This window comes from Bradyrhizobium yuanmingense, from assembly GCF_025200905.1.
In the GTDB taxonomy this organism is placed as follows: Bacteria; Pseudomonadota; Alphaproteobacteria; order Rhizobiales; family Xanthobacteraceae; genus Bradyrhizobium; species Bradyrhizobium yuanmingense.
The window spans coordinates 5,841,342-5,855,876 of the sequence record NZ_CP104173.1 but is presented as its reverse complement, the minus strand read 5'-3'; the positions used below and the strand labels follow the sequence as shown (position 1 = coordinate 5,855,876).

General features: G+C 58.4%; 9 protein-coding genes and 3 pseudogenes. 9 read left to right on the top strand and 3 right to left on the bottom strand.

Translation table 11 applies throughout. The features are described from left to right. Positions 1–221 precede the first annotated feature (221 nt). The 4 genes from N2605_RS27210 to N2605_RS27195 all read left to right on the top strand — a co-directional run bounded on the left by N2605_RS27210 (position 222) and on the right by N2605_RS27195 (position 5,255). The gene (locus N2605_RS27210) at positions 222–2,111 is read left to right on the top strand and encodes a hypothetical protein (RefSeq protein WP_260343850.1); all 1,890 of its coding nucleotides are present in this window, start codon (positions 222–224) and stop codon (positions 2,109–2,111) included. Continuing rightward, on the top strand, positions 2,108–2,887 hold the full coding sequence (rfbF, locus tag N2605_RS27205) for a glucose-1-phosphate cytidylyltransferase (protein WP_260343849.1): 780 nt from the start codon (positions 2,108–2,110) through the stop codon (positions 2,885–2,887). Before N2605_RS27210 ends, rfbF begins: the two co-directional genes overlap by 4 nt. After that, positions 2,884–3,975 (top strand): CDP-glucose 4,6-dehydratase, encoded by a 1,092-nt coding sequence (rfbG, locus tag N2605_RS27200; protein ID WP_260343848.1) that lies wholly within the window; start codon positions 2,884–2,886, stop codon positions 3,973–3,975. The genes rfbF and rfbG overlap by 4 nt, the downstream gene beginning before the upstream one ends. Positions 3,976–4,103: 128 nt before the next feature. Continuing rightward, on the top strand, positions 4,104–5,255 hold the full coding sequence (locus tag N2605_RS27195; RefSeq protein WP_260343846.1) for a glycosyltransferase family 2 protein: 1,152 nt from the start codon (positions 4,104–4,106) through the stop codon (positions 5,253–5,255). 254 nt (positions 5,256–5,509) lie between these two features. On the opposite strand, the pseudogene N2605_RS27190 reads toward N2605_RS27195, so the two are convergent. Further along, positions 5,510–6,608: pseudogene (locus N2605_RS27190) on the bottom strand (IS3 family transposase); the annotation flags it as partial. A 68-nt stretch (positions 6,609–6,676) separates the two neighbouring features. On the opposite strand from N2605_RS27190, the pseudogene N2605_RS27185 reads away from it, so the two are divergent. The 3 genes and pseudogenes from N2605_RS27185 to N2605_RS27175 form a co-directional block, all read left to right on the top strand. Further along, a pseudogene (locus N2605_RS27185) lies at positions 6,677–6,978 on the top strand (helix-turn-helix domain-containing protein); the annotation flags it as partial. A gap of 391 nt (positions 6,979–7,369) precedes the next feature. After that, entirely contained in the window at positions 7,370–7,825 is a 456-nt protein-coding gene (locus N2605_RS36580) for a transposase (RefSeq protein ID WP_425248818.1), read from the top strand. A gap of 244 nt (positions 7,826–8,069) precedes the next feature. Further along, positions 8,070–8,780 (top strand): annotated as a pseudogene (locus N2605_RS27175) (IS5 family transposase). Between the two features lie 386 nt (positions 8,781–9,166). Here the strand turns inward: N2605_RS27175 and N2605_RS27170 are convergent. Continuing rightward, positions 9,167–9,925: an SDR family NAD(P)-dependent oxidoreductase gene (locus N2605_RS27170; protein ID WP_260343845.1), complete on the bottom strand. Its 759-nt coding sequence runs from the start codon at positions 9,923–9,925 to the stop codon at positions 9,167–9,169. Between the two features lie 257 nt (positions 9,926–10,182). Here N2605_RS27170 and N2605_RS27165 point away from each other — a divergent pair, with 257 nt between their 5' ends. Continuing rightward, positions 10,183–11,853 (top strand): thiamine pyrophosphate-binding protein, encoded by a 1,671-nt coding sequence (locus tag N2605_RS27165; protein ID WP_260343842.1) that lies wholly within the window; start codon positions 10,183–10,185, stop codon positions 11,851–11,853. Between the two features lie 271 nt (positions 11,854–12,124). Beyond that, positions 12,125–12,790, top strand: a complete 666-nt coding sequence (locus N2605_RS27160) for a GntR family transcriptional regulator (protein ID WP_260343840.1) — start codon at positions 12,125–12,127, stop codon at positions 12,788–12,790. Positions 12,791–12,922: 132 nt separating this feature from the next. Here N2605_RS27160 and N2605_RS27155 read toward each other — a convergent pair whose 3' ends face one another. After that, on the bottom strand, positions 12,923–14,422 hold the full coding sequence (locus tag N2605_RS27155) for a CoA-acylating methylmalonate-semialdehyde dehydrogenase (RefSeq protein ID WP_260343838.1): 1,500 nt from the start codon (positions 14,420–14,422) through the stop codon (positions 12,923–12,925). Positions 14,423–14,535: the final 113 nt, after the last annotated feature.

Genomic DNA, 14,535 nt, shown 5'->3' with positions numbered 1-14,535 from the left:
AGACTTTTGAGGCTTTCATGGTCTCTCACTCCAGCAGCGCGGGATTCGACAGCGCAAAGGGCCGACCAACAATGATCCAGTGCTGCCGGCTTCAGATCAGCAGAGTGATAGACGCCACCAATTTTGGGAGGAGATTGCGAGGGCCAGGTCATTTAGAAGCTCCTTGAGGCTAACATCATTTATTGGAATGGCCTCCTCTACGCGGCTAACAGGAAGGGCCCATGCTAGGAGATAACCACTTTACCAACACAACAGCTTCATCAGTGTTTCTGAATCGGACTTTGCTGGCTCTGTCCGCCGTAACCACGGCAATACTTTTCGCTTGGCTGCTAAACTACAGCAGTTACGGTCTCGATCTCAGCGACGAAGGTCTCCACCTCAACTCCATCGCGAACCCATTCGCCTACGCCATCAATATTCCGCCGTCTCTTTTCGGCTTCATCTATCACTGGCCATATCAGTGGGTGGGTGGCGACATCGCAGTGCTTCGCATGGTGGGCGTCACGCTTACTATGGCGCTGGGCTGGATCCTCAGCTTCCTCGTGATCAGGAGCCTGTGGATAGCTAGCCGGCCGCATGCGACGGTGCTATCGGCAGGGATCGGCAGCCTGACATTAGTCAACTTTCGCAGCTGGTTGCTCACCCCCAGCTACTACACACTGACCTTTCAATCGCTTTTGATGGTGATGATCGGCTTGCTGTTAGCCGAGCGGTCAGGGCACATCGGCCGGGTCTTGGGATGGATCCTGGTCGGCGTTGGCGGCTGGTGCTGCTTCATGGCCAAGCCGACCACAGCTGCGGCGATTGCCATCGTCGTTATGCTCTATGTCGTCGTTTGGCGCCGAAAGTCGCTGCTGCTCATGTTTGGCTCGGCACTGGTCGCTCTTTCTCTACTGATCCTTACCGCCTACTTGATCGACGGCGGCATCACCGGGCTGGTGATGCGGATGGTCAACAGTGCTGAGATGGAAATCCTGCTGGGTGCCGGGCATGAGGTATCTCGTATGTTTCGGATCAACGGGCTCGCCACCAGTCACTTGCAATTTGCTATCGCTGTGTTGATGGCAATCGCTCTTCTGCTCAACATTCTCATGAGAGGTGCGCACAAGTTGCTCGTATCGCTGACTCTGGCTGCGGCCTTGATCTTAACGATCGCGATTGCGCTGCTGGGGACCGATCCGATCAGCATCAAGCCCTCGACCCTGTTCCTGGTGTCGGCCTTCACATGCCTTGGCGCGGTGTTCTACCGTGAGGGATTGGTTCTGCGCACCCAGACTCCCGGCAGCATCGCTCTGGCGCTCACCTTCTTGGTCCTGCCACACCTGTTCGCACTAGGCTCCAACATCGATTATTGGCTGCTGGCTTCGATGGCCGCCTTGTTCTGGGTCCTCGCGGTCGTCGCTTTCCTGAGCCCACTTGCGCAACAGCGACGCAGCATCGCCACCCTACTGCCTCTGACGGTGTTGGCACAGTTGCTCACTGCATCAGTCGTAAATGGCGGCCTCCTCAAGCCGTTCCGTCAGGTGAAAGATCTGCGCACTTATACCGCTGTCACGACGATGCCAGGTGGTGGAAAATTGGTGCTCTCGCAATCCTTCCACGACTATCTGTCCACGGCTAGAGCCCAGGCTCGCGCGGCAGGCCTTGAAGTCGGTACCCCGGTGGTCGATCTCTCGGGCCGCTCGCCGGGCCTACTGTATGTGCTCGAGACGCGAGCGCTCGGTTTACCATGGTTGATCGGGACATTTCCCCGCGGTACGGGGAATTGGCTCGGTCTACCATCGTTGATCCAGGGATATCCCGGCACTAACGCTGTCGCGGTGAAAGCGCTCGCATTTGAGGACTGCATTGATCTGGCTAAAGCGTGGGTACTGATAGAGCCAGAAGGCCCGCGTCATCTTGAACAAGTCGGTGTCATGGCCTCCTTTGGAGCCGAGCAGGCGGACTACGTCGCCGCTACTACCTTCGAAACCCCCGTGAACGACGGGGAGTTTCCGAACTCTTACAAGCAGTTCTTGTTGAAGCCCGTGCGCCCAGCCGCGCTGGGGGAGCAATCCTGCCGGGAAGCCAGGCGACAACGACCGCATAGCCAGACATGGAGGCAATGGTGAAAGCAGTGATCCTCGCGGGTGGCCTTGGCACCCGAATTTCCGAGGAAACCGATCGTCGGCCCAAGCCCATGATCGAGATCGGCGGCAAGCCGATTCTGTGGCACATCCTCAAAATCTATTCGCACCATGGCATCAACGACTTTGTCATCTGCTGCGGCTATAAGGGCTATCTGATCAAAGAATACGTCGCCAACTACTTCCTGCACATGTCGGATGTCACCGTTGACATGACGAATAACCGCATGGAGGTTCACCAGCACCATGCCGAACCTTGGAAGGTGACGCTGGTCGATACGGGCGAGAAGACCATGACCGGTGGTAGGCTTAAGCGGGTTGCTAATTACCTGACCGATGACGACACCTTCTGTTTCACTTATGGCGATGGTGTGGGAGACGTCGACATAACCGCATTGGTCGCCTTCCACCGTCGCCAAGGTACGCTCGCAACTTTAACTGCTACCTATCCGCCTGGCCGTTTCGGCGCCCTCGAAATTGGTCCTGATCACCATGTCGCGACATTCAGGGAAAAACCCCGGGGTGACGGGGGGATGATCAATGGTGGCTTCTTCGTGCTCTCGCCGAAAGTGATCGACCTGGTGGTGAATGACTCCACTGCTTGGGAGCGCGAGCCGCTCGCAGCCTTGGCTGAGCAGCAACAGCTTTCGGCCTACCAGCACCACGGCTTCTGGCAGCCCATGGATACTCTGCGCGACCAGAGATTCCTTGAAGCGCTCTGGGTTGAGGGCAAAGCTCCATGGAAGGTGTGGGAGAAATGAGCACTTTCTGGGCGGGCAAGCGCGTTTTTCTCACGGGGCACACGGGCTTCAAGGGTTCATGGCTCGCGCTCTGGCTGCAACATCTCGGCGCCCGGGTGATCGGCTACGCCCTGGCCCCGCCGCCCGCAACACCTAGCCTCTTTGAAATTGCTCGCGTCGGGGAAGGCATGGAGACGATTCTGGACGACGTGACCGATTACGATCATTTGGCCAGCGCTCTTCATAGCGCTGCTCCCGATATAGTTATCCACATGGCCGCACAAGCGTTGCTACGCTATTCCTATGCCAATCCAGCTGAGACCTATCGCACCAATGTCATGGGAACAGTACACTTGTTGCAGGCCGTTCGGCAAGTGAACTCGGTCCGGGCCGTACTCAACATCACATCTGACAAGTGCTACGAGAACCGCGAATGGATCTGGGGCTATCGTGAAAACGATCGAGTCGGCGGATGTGATCCCTATAGCACTAGTAAGGCCTGTGCAGAACTTGTGTCCTCGGCCTTCCGTGACTCTTTTTTTCAGTCCGACAGCCATGTGGAACACGCTGTGGCGCTGGCCACGGCCCGCGCCGGCAATGTAATCGGCGGTGGCGACTGGGCCCAGGATCGCTTGATTCCCGATATTCTGCGCGCCGTTGAAGCGGGGAAGGTAGTGGAAATCCGCTCGCCGACTGCTATTCGTCCGTGGCAACATGTACTCGAACCCCTTTCAGGGTATCTTGCGTTAGCTGAGCGCCTGTTCATTGATGGTTCGGCCTTTGCTGAGGCCTGGAATTTCGGCCCGGCCGAAGCCGATGCCCGCTCGGTCGCTTGGATTGCGGATCGTCTGACCCGAATGTGGTCGCCTGAAGCCCGCTGGATCGTTACCGATGCTCCGCAACCGCACGAGGCCCACTATCTGCGGCTCGACTGCGCAAAGGCAGGCCAGAAGCTAGGTTGGCATGCGCGCTGGGACTTGTCCACCGCGCTGACCCGCATCGTATCCTGGCACAAGGCTTGGCTCGCTGGCGAGGACATGGCAGCGCGCACGCTCGCGGACATTATCGATTTCACGCGCGCTCGCCGAGATCGCGGCGATAGCGTGTGATGGACTTCGAAACACTCACGTTGTCGCCTATGGCGGAATTGGCCACTCCGGTTGTAGCGCAAAGCATTCTTCGTGCTGTCCGAACTTACATCGCCGCAGGCTATCACACGGGTGCGGATTGATGCCGAATGGTGATCGTTTTCGGCGCTAACCGCATTGCGCCTCTGGCCGACGTAGCTCCTGTTGCTGGCGTTGACCATCGGGATGTACTCGCTCTAAGTCGCCCGAGGGGATGCCTTCGAATTTTCAATCTGTTCTTCGCGCAAGAAAGGTGCCTGATGCGTTCCCAGGAAGCTCTGTCCAAGACTCACAGTGATCGACGATCGCCCCTGCCATTGATCACGATTGCAATCCCTGTCTGCAATGAGGCGGACAGTCTCGATGCTCTGTACGAGAGACTTTGCCGTTTGGGCGAAACGATGTCGGGGCGCTGCACACTTGAATTCGTTTTCACCGATAACCATTCAAGTGATCTGACTTGGACGAAGCTATCGCAGCTGGCGAGCAAGGACGCCCGCGTAAGGGCCATTCGCTTCAGCAAGAATGTCGGGTATCAACGATCGATTCTCGCCAACTATATGCATGCGCGCGGCGACGCCGTGATGCAGATCGATGCCGATCTCCAAGATCCCCCCGAGCTTCTTGTCGAGTTCTTTGACTTGTGGCAATTAGGCCACCGGGTTGTATACGGCATTCGCAGGGAACGAACGGAAGGCGCCGCGATCAATCTGTTTCGACGGCTCGGCTACTGGGCAATCGACAAATTGAGCGAGCACCCCATTCCTAGAAACGCGGGCGATTTCCGATTGATCGATCGCGCGGCCCTCGACGCGCTGACGAGAATGAACGTGCCGAGTCCTTATCTTCGCGGTATGATCGCCGGACTCGGGTTCGATCAGATCGGCGTTCCCTACAAGCGGGATCCTCGCACGCTCGGACAAAGCAAATTCAACGTCGCCCGAATAACCCAGTTAGGACTGGTCGCAATTATCAATCACTCTGTGGTTCCATTGCGCCTTGCGTCCTTTGTGGGAGCTGCTTCACTTGTGATCAGTATCATCGGCGGGCTTTATTTCATCGTCGAGAAGATCGTTCAGCCGGACTATCCGCGCGGGTTCGCAAGCGTTTACGTGCTGCTCTTGTTCGGGATAGGCCTTCATGCATCTCTGCTCGGTGTCGTCGGGGAATATGTGCTTCGCACCTATCTGATCTTGCGTAGCGAACCTCTCGCCATCGTCGAGCACGCCCTCAATTTCCGGACTGACGAAATCAGGCTTTAGCCATGGAGCATAGCTGCTTCTTTGTTCGACTGAATGAGTATTGTAACGGCTCTGCGCGGTTGGTTCGCTGCTTCCTAGCCATCTGGAACGCAAATTCGTCGCATTAGTTTATTGCTCAAATCTTAGAGAGTAGATGCTAGTCGCGAATGCAGGCGTGCAAGTGAGGTGGCCCCGGTTGTCTGAAACAGCAATTCCGCGTCGATAAGTGGAGCTTCTGCCAAAGTTAAGCTGCCGCGCGGACGGCAGCGGGTTGAGTAAACTTGATCCGGCGTGTTGCCGTCAAGGCTCGAATGCGGGCGCCGACCGTTGTAGAAGTCGATGTAGCCGCCGATCGAGGCGCGGGCGTCGGACATGGTGTCGTAGGCGCGCAGATAGACCTCCTCGTATTTGACGCTGCGCCACAACCGCTCGACGAAGACGTTGTCGCGCCAGGCGCCCCGGCCGTCCATGCTGATGGCGATGCCATGACTGGCGAGCAGCCCGGTGAACCCGGCGCCCGTGAACTGCGAGCCCTGGTCGGTGTTGAAGATGTCCGGCCTGCCGTGGCGGGCGAGAGCGTCCTCCAGCGTCTCGACGCAGAATGCGGCTTCCATCGTGATCGAGACGCGCCACGACAGCACCCGGCGGGTCGCCCAGTCGAGGACAACAGCCAGGTACACGAAGCCGCGCGCCATCGGGATGTAGGTGATGTCCATCGCCCAGACCTGGTTCGGGCGTGTGATCTCCATCCCGCGCAGCAGATACGGATAGATCTTGTGTCCAGGCTCGGGCTTGGTGGTACGCGGCCGGCGGTAGAGCGCCTCTATCCCCATCTGCCGCATCCGCGTTTTGACATGCCGGCGGCCGATCTTGCACCCCTCGGCAGCCAACAGGTCTCGCAACATTCGCGAACCGGCGAAAGGAAACTCCAAATGCAGCCGATCGAGCCGTCGCATGATCGCAAGATCGGCAGGCGGCACCGGACGCGGCAGATAATAGACACTGCCACCGCTGATCTTCAAAACTTCCGCCTGTTTCCTGATCGGCAGAGCTCACGGTCGATCATCGCTTTGCGCTCAGCAGGCCGGCTTTGCTGAGCGCGCCTTCTAAAAAATCGTTCTCCAGCGTGAGCTCCCCGATCTTGGCGTGCAGCGTTTTCACGTCCACCGCGGGCTCGCTCGGTCTGTTGCCACCGCCAGGACTAAATACCTCGGCCGCCGCTTCCTGAAGCTGGGATTTCCACTGCGTGATCTGGTTCGGGTGCACGTCGAAATGCTCAGCCAGCTGGGCCAGCGTCATCTCGCCCTTGATCGCGGCTAACGCCACCTTGGCCTTGAATGCTGGTGCGTGGTGCCGACGGGTTCGTCTGCTCATCGTCTCTCCTGATTCGCGCGACAATCTTGACCGCCGTCAGGCAGAAACTCCACTATCACCCTGTCCAGATTTCCGGAGCCGGCTCTCCGATCGCGCCGTTAGAGCCTAGTACGCAGGAGCGGGCGTACTTGGAGAGATAAGTTCGTCGTCATCGTGTAGCCCGCCGCTATCGGAGCGGTGACGCGCTATCCTGCGATGTGCAAATGGTCGGCCAAGCAAGTCTGTGGCTGCCGAACTTGGCATCCATGAACACACCGCTGGCAAGTAGCGCCGCCGATTTTTGAAGGATCGCTGTGATGGCCTGCTTGACGAGCTCACCCTGGCCGCCGCTCGACGTCGCGCGATCAACGACGAACCTTTTGCGAAGATCTAGGGCCGGCTCGACGAAAATTTTGACTGGGCGCTCTACGGGCCCATTGACATGTTTCCGTTTCTCTGCACCCGGAATGGCAACCAGCCCGTGCTGGAGGTCATCCGTTCCATTCTCCGGCCTGATCCAGGTTCAGTGTTTCGAGAGCGAGATGACTATTTGGGTTGAATTGTGCGGCCTCGATTTTGCGCTTTTCGCTAAGCGGGATCGGGTTAGGCTAAATCGATTTGGGGTTCCCAATCAGCCCCTTTCTGATTCACCATGCCGGCTGGACGGAGACCACCACGGATGGGCAAGCGTTAATCCTTGATCTTCGCAAGCGTACCGTGGCCTCGATTGAGGCCAGGCCGCCAAGCAGCTTGCGATCGCGATCAGCACGAGAATCAGTTGAATGCGGCGGATCGAGGAAACCGGCAGCTTAGAGCCAGGCCAGATGGGCGGTCACAAGCCGAAGCGGTTTCGCGAGACCCCGCGGTCTGGGCGAGCTCAGTGGACAAGGTGCCAAGGTCGCGTCGAAGCTGAGCGGCTGGTCTTCATCGACGAGAGCTGGACCAGAACTGAAATGGCTCCGCTGTGGGGATGGGCTCCGCGCGGGCACAGACTTCCGGCTGAGGCTCCTCACGGACGCTGGACCATGACCTTCCTGGCGGCCTTCCACGATCGGGTCGACGCGCGATGGCTCACAAAGGACCATCGATGGCGAGAGCTTTCGGACCTCTGTCGAGTTGTGCCCCTCCTTCGCCTTGGCGATATCGTCGCGTTAGATAACCTCCGCAGCCACAGGAGCAAGGCAGTTCACCAGCTCATCCGTTCGGTTGGCGCCAAGCTGTTCTTTCCTCCCAAGTAACGCCTGACCTGAACGATCGAAAAGTCTTTGCCAAGCTCAAGCACCTGCTCCACAAAGCTGCTGCGCGAACCGTCGACGCGGTCTGCGCCGCAATTGGCCACGCGCTCGGTGGCTTCACGCCCGAGGAGTGCGCCAAAATTCAGGCTATCGAACCTATCTAATGCTATCACGCTTTAGGCTGTGTGGACTCTTGGGATTCTCAAATCAGACGGAACGTGATTCAAGGCTTTCTTTAGGAGGCATCTTGGGCGTCATGGATCTGCTCGTTCTGAGCGATCCGCGATGGGATCGTATCTCTAGCTTGATCATCGGTCCGCCGGACCAACGTGGTTCTGGCCGCGACAATCGGATGTTTGTCGAGGGCGTGTTGTGGATCGTGCGAACCGGTTCGCCGTGGCGTGATCTGCCCGAAGCGTTTGGCGAATGGAACAGCGTATTCCAACGCTTCAGCCGGTGGAGCGCCAAGGGGGCTGGCTGCGCATGTTCGAAGCGCTCGCAGATGATCCGGACTTCGAATACCTGATCATTGACTCCACTGTCGTCCGCGCCCACCAGCACGCCAGCGGCGCAAAAGGGGGGCTCAAAATCAGGCCATCGGGCGTTCGCGCGGCGGCCTGACGACTAAATCCATATGGCTGTCCGCGGCTTGGGTCGCGTCACAGGCCCAGCCGCTCATCGAGGGGCTCGCAGCCGAGGTCGTGATGGGTGATGCCGCCTACGATTCCGATGCGTTGCGATCCGCGATTTACGCAAAAGGGGCCAAGCCGTCATTCCGAACAACCCCTCACGGGCCATCAAACATCCGCTCAACAAGCCTCTCTACGCCGAGCGTCACCTGATCGAATGCTGCTTCTCGAAACTGAAGCGGTTCAGACGTGTCGCCACGCGCTACGAAAAGACAGCGCGAAACTTTGCCGTCGTCGCTATCGCCGCAACTCTGCTCTGGCTAAGGTAATTGTCCAAACAGCCTAGTGTCGCGTGCTTCCAAAAAGCCAATTGCGTTGGGCCTTGCCCAGTTCGTCCAGTTCCGATCAACATGCGCGAGCTCATCGATACTTTCGATCTTGTCGAGCAGGCTCTCGGCCATTCAAATTCATCTGCCGAACATCGGTAGCTAGGTGCCGAAGACGCGTTAGGCAGGATTTCGCTTGGTTTTGCAAAGCCGCGGTTCGCGCGACCTTACTGTCAGCCGTGGCGCTCCTTGCGCGGCTGGATGGAATGTAGCCTACCGCCATCCTGCGGCGGGCTAATCTTTGTCGGCAGCAGGCGGCTGCCGATCGATTCGATCCAAGTAGACGACGTCCGATGAACCGTAAATTTCAGGATCGGATCGCGCCGTAGCTACAGTGTAAGACCGCCATCTATGACGATGGTCTGCCCTGTGATCATCGGTGCTCCAAATCCAAGATAGACGATCGTCTCGGCAATATCCTCAGGAACGCATCTGCGCCGGAGGGGAGTGCGTTCGATGGAGCTTTGCCTTTGCGCCTCCGTCCACTCGATCTGCCAGGTGCTGTCAACTGCGCCCGGCGCCACCGCGTTGATCCGGATCTCTGGGGCGAGACCTTGAGCAAGATGGCGCGTCATCGCGATGATACCGGCCTTGCTTGCGGCATAAGCCAAACTGGATCCTCGCGAGGTCAATGCTGACACTGAGGCCAAGCTTACGATCGCACCTTTTGATTGGCGCAATGAGGGTGCAGCCGCGCGTGTGCATCGAAAAAGTCCGATGAGGTTCGTGTCCAACACCGCCGACCACATCTCGTCAGTTATGAGGTCGAGCTCGGAAGACGAAATGGACTTCCGGGCTCCCGGTGTGCCAGCATTGTTAACGAGAAGGTCGAGCCCTCCCATCTTGTCGATTGCGGCGTTTACGAGCTCTGCTTCTTTCCCGTCGCCTATGGCGCCAGGGACGCTGAATACGTCGTAGCCATCAGCGCGGAGCTTTTTGACCTCCTCAGGCCCCCTTGGGTCCTCGGGAAGGTGATTCAGCGCAACTGTGCAGCCGGACTCCGTCAGCCGTTTCAGCGTCGCCAAGCCGATGCCTGACGCCGCACCGGTGACGAGCGCTCTTTTTCCCGACAGTTCGTAGCGGATCATAGTCTCTCCTTCATTGCTTTCTTTCAAAGCGAGCACGCTGGCGAGGCTAGGGGCTCGCGCTGGAAAATGAGCTCGCATTGACATAGTTTTTATATCATATAAAAAGCTCGCGCAACGCGAGCTATCTCGCGCCGGGCGGCAAACTTGATCTAGGCTAAATGGCCGATCCTGGGCCGTTTGAAGCGAACAAATGATGGGAAAAGATGAACAATTCAAAGTTGTCTAAGACGAGTTCTGCCCTCGGTGAGGCCCGCCGCATGACCGGAGGACGCTTCATCGCAGAGACCATCAAGGCGAAGGGTATCTCTCACGTCTTCTTCATGGATGCCGTTCTGCGGCGGGCGCTCACCGAGATGGAAGATCTCGGTATCAAGCGGATTCTCGGGCATTCCGAAAAGGGAATCGCGTATATGGCAGACGGCTATGCCCGCGCATTGCGTCGCCCTGCCGTCTGCATGGCGCAGTCGGTCGGAGCGGCCAATCTTGCCGCGGCGCTCCAGGAGTCATGGTTTGCCTACGCTCCAGTTGTTGCCCTGACGGGTCGCCACGCGGCCAACTACCAGTACCGAAACGCGTATCAGGAGCTTCCGCACGAGCCGCTTTACGCCTCGGTCACGAAGTTCAGAGGTCGAGTGGATGAGGTGGCACAATTGCCCCATCTCCTGCGTCAAGCATTTAGAGAGGCGACTACGGGTACCTCCCGCCCTGTCCATCTCGACATTACGGGCTATACAGGCGACATCGTTGGCGCCGCCGAATTTACAGCTAGCATCTTTCCTGAAGCGACTTTCGCGAAGGTGCCGGCTTTCCGTCCCTCTCCGGATGCGGAATCGATCAGCCGGGCTGCCGCCGTGATCGCACGTTCGGAACGGCCGGTGATTCTCGCGGGCGCCGGCTTGATGATGTCCGGCGCCGAAGGGGCTTTGAAGGCGTTCGTCGAGCACCACGGAATTCCCGTCGTGATGTCGCTGGATGCGAAGCACGCTCTTCCCGAGTTTCATCCGCAAAATGGTGGCGTCGCCGGGACCTACTCGCGATCGTGCGCAAACAGGATCCTGCACGAAGCGGACCTTGTCATGTACGTCGGCAGCGATACGGGCGACATGATCACCAATCACTGGAAGTTGCCCCGCCCCGAGACGCAGATTGTACAGATCGACATCGATCCGGCGGAGCTTGGTCGCAACTTCCCCGAAGCGATTGGCGTCCACGGTGACCCGAAGGCGGCTCTTGAGCGCCTTGGCTCGGAACTGACGTCCCGCGCGCGCGCAGGGTGGCTGCGAAAGGTTACTGATTACGTCGCCGAATGGCGGGCAGAAGCGGAGATCGCCCGATCCTCTGAGGCGACGCCGATCAAGCCGGAACGACTATGCCGGGAGATCTCGGACTGGCTTCCGAAAAACGCAATGCTTGTGGCCGATACCGGCTACGCATCGCACTGGAGCGGGACGCTCGTCTATCTCACCGATCCGGCTCAGGGCTACCTGCGTGCCGCCGGCTCGTTGGGCTGGGCGTTTCCTGCTTCGCTCGGTGTTCAATGCGCGATGCCAGATCGGCCTGTCGTCTGCCTAACCGGTGATGGCGGCTTCATGTATCATCTTCCCGAGCTAGAGACGGCGAGGCGGTATGGCCTGAACGTGATCACGATCGTGAACAACAATCATTGCCTGGGGCAGGGCCGCAGAAACATCGACATTGCCTACGAAGGAAGGAAGGGCAACAAAGAGGAGATCTTTGCTTACCGAGACACGGATTTCGCGCAGATCGCGCGCGATTTCGATTGCTTCGGTGTGCGGGTCGAGAAGCCCGGAGACTTGGCCAAGGCATTCGAGGATGCGCGCCGGTCCGGTAAACCTGGAGTCATCGATGTAGTGACGGATTTTGAGGCTCTCGCTCCCTTGCCGTGGAGCCCGCCCTCCGGAAGCTAGGCAGGTACTCCCCTGGTCCAGACATATCTTAAAGGGGCTCGGGCGGGCCCTTTTGCCTTTGGTGGCTCCCCACCGCTGTGGTACACGGACCTGCCTACATGAGGAGCAGGCTGACGTGAAGTCGCGGCACTTAGACGGGAACGAATAGAAAATGAGAAAAGCAGGATCTCGAGACGCAGAGCCGTCTGCTTCCTCACCCACGCTTCCCATGCCCACCGAACTTGATTGGTTACACGTTGGACGCGACAACTTACACGCGCGAGCATATCTGATGCTCCGCAAAGCTCTTATGGCTGGTCGCTTTCGGCCGGGCCAGCGGCTTCTTCTCAAACCGTTGGCCGAGGAGCTTGGCGTCAGTGTCACTCCTGTGAGGGAGGCGCTTTTGCGCCTGGCTTCCGAACGCGGCCTTGTTCCCCATCAGTCGCGCACGATGATGGTTCCAGTCCTGAACGTGGCTCGCTTCAGAGAAATTCGTGACATTCGAATTGAGTTGGAAGGTCGTGCCACAGAAGCTGCTGCGAACAATATCTCACGGAGGGAAATTATCCTGCTGGAAAAGATGCAGGAGCAACTTATGCTCGCAAGGCGGCAGCGCGACGTGCAGGCCGTGCTCGCAATCAACGAAGAATTTCATTTCCGGATCTACCGATCGTCAGACTTGCCTGTGGTTTGCGGACTGATTGAAAACCTGTGGGTTCAGATCGGTCCGCTTCTCACGCTCAATGATTTCAGTGCATCCACGACTGCAAAGGATCATCCACACCGATCGATCCTTGCAAGCCTAACGGCAAGAGATAGTGCGGGCGCCCGCCTTGCTCTCGCAAACGACATACTCTGGGCCAGCACATACCTCGAGAAGGCCGTTATCAAGCTGAATCAGCCAGCAGAAGACAAGAATGCAAAGCGAAGTTCGGTTTCGATAGTCGACGCAAACTGACGGCCACCTCCAGGCCGCTGTCAGACGTCATTGAACAACATATGTCGGACAGCACAGCACGCGAGGGTCATGAGTACAACGCGCACCGCGGCGCTCGAGCGCGTCCGGAGCAAATGGTTGGTCCTCCGAAAGTCATCCCATCGTCGGCATCACGAATTCGGCTCCGGCCCGAATACCGGTCGGCCACCTGGTCGTGATTGTCTTCAATTTGGTATAGAAGCGAATGCCTTCCGGACCATGCATGTGGTGGTCGCCGAACAGAGATGACTTCCAGCCACCGAATGAGTGGAATGCCATCGGCACCGGAATTGGTACATTGATGCCGACCATGCCAACTTGGATTTGGTGCGCGAACTCCCTGGCCGCGCCGCCGTCCCTGGTAAATATCGCTGTGCCGTTGCCAAATTCGTGTCGGTTGATCATTTCGGCTGCGTCATCGTAGGACTTCGCGCGAGCGACCGCGAGAACCGGGCCAAAGATCTCTTCCCGATAAATCTTCATGTCCGTTGTAACACGGTCGAACAGTGTGCCCCCGATGAAATAACCGTTTTCATAACCTTGACGCTTGAAGTCGCGCCCATCGACCACGAGCTCAGCCCCTTCCGCCACACCTGCATCGATATAGGCGCGCACCTTGTCCAGATGCTGCTTGGTCACCAAGGGCCCCATCTCGGCTTCAGGATCGGTGCCAGGACCGATATTCAGCGCGCGCACCTTGGGCGCCAGCTTTTGGATCAGGCGTTCGGCAGTGGTCTCGCCGATCGGCACAGCAACCGATATCGCCATGCAGCGCTCGCCGGCTGAGCCGTAAGCCGCGCCCATGAGGGCATCCACTGCCTGATCCATGTCGGCATCTGGCATGACGATCATATGGTTTTTGGCGCCGCCGAGTGCCTGGCAACGCTTGCCACGTCCGGTCGCGCTTTCGTAGATGTAGCGTGCAATTGGGGTCGAGCCGACGAAGCTCACGGCCGCAACATCGGGGTGGGTGAGGAGCGCGTCGACTGCTTCCTTGTCGCCCTGCACGACGTTGAAGACCCCTCGGGGCAGACCTGCTTCCTCCAGCCATTTCGCCAGGATAAGGGAAGCGGAGGGATCGCGCTCGGATGGCTTGAGAATGAAGGTGTTGCCGCAGGCGAGCGCAACGGGGAACATCCACATCGGAACCATCGCCGGAAAGTTGAATGGCGTGATACCGGCGACAACACCCAGCGGCTGCCGCAATGAATGGCTATCCACCCGCGTGCCGACGTTCTCCGTGATCTCCCCCTTCAAGAGCTGCGGTGCGCCGGTGGCGAACTCCACCACTTCCATTCCGCGCTGGACCTCACCCTTGGCATCCGAGAGCACCTTGCCGTGCTCGTCTGTGATGGCACTTGCAAGCTCGTCGAGCCTCTCTTCAAGAATGCGCAAAAAGCGGTTGAGAATGCGCGCTCGCCGCAATGGAGGCGTGTTGGCCCAACCAGGAAAGGCGCCCCGCGCTGCAGCAACCGCAGCTCTCACCTCGTCCGCTGAAGCAAGACCCAGCGTACCGGATTGTTGACCAGTTGCGGGATTGAACACCGGAGATGTCCTGCCGCACCCGCTTTGCACCAGTTCGCCATTGATAAAGTTCAAAATGGTTGCGGACACGCCGATGCTCCTCTGCGAAACGCTTGATCACACCTGTTATTAAGTGCATGGGTTTGCGCATCAACGACTGAATTCGCGGCTCCGTTGTGCAGAAAGTGTCGTCCATGGATTGG

What these genes read in the sequence shown, in the direction of transcription:
- N2605_RS27210 (WP_260343850.1), top strand. Translation starts at nt 222, where the DNA reads ATGCTAGGAGATAACCACTTTACCAACACAACAGCTTCATCAGTGTTT.
- rfbG (WP_260343848.1), top strand. Translation starts at nt 2,884, where the DNA reads ATGAGCACTTTCTGGGCGGGCAAGCGCGTTTTTCTCACGGGGCACACG.
- N2605_RS27195 (WP_260343846.1), top strand. Translation starts at nt 4,104, where the DNA reads ATGGTGATCGTTTTCGGCGCTAACCGCATTGCGCCTCTGGCCGACGTA.
- N2605_RS36580 (WP_425248818.1), top strand. Translation starts at nt 7,370, where the DNA reads ATGCGGCGGATCGAGGAAACCGGCAGCTTAGAGCCAGGCCAGATGGGC.
- N2605_RS27170 (WP_260343845.1), bottom strand. Translation starts at nt 9,925, where the DNA reads ATGATCCGCTACGAACTGTCGGGAAAAAGAGCGCTCGTCACCGGTGCG.
- N2605_RS27165 (WP_260343842.1), top strand. Translation starts at nt 10,183, where the DNA reads ATGACCGGAGGACGCTTCATCGCAGAGACCATCAAGGCGAAGGGTATC.
- N2605_RS27160 (WP_260343840.1), top strand. Translation starts at nt 12,125, where the DNA reads ATGCTCCGCAAAGCTCTTATGGCTGGTCGCTTTCGGCCGGGCCAGCGG.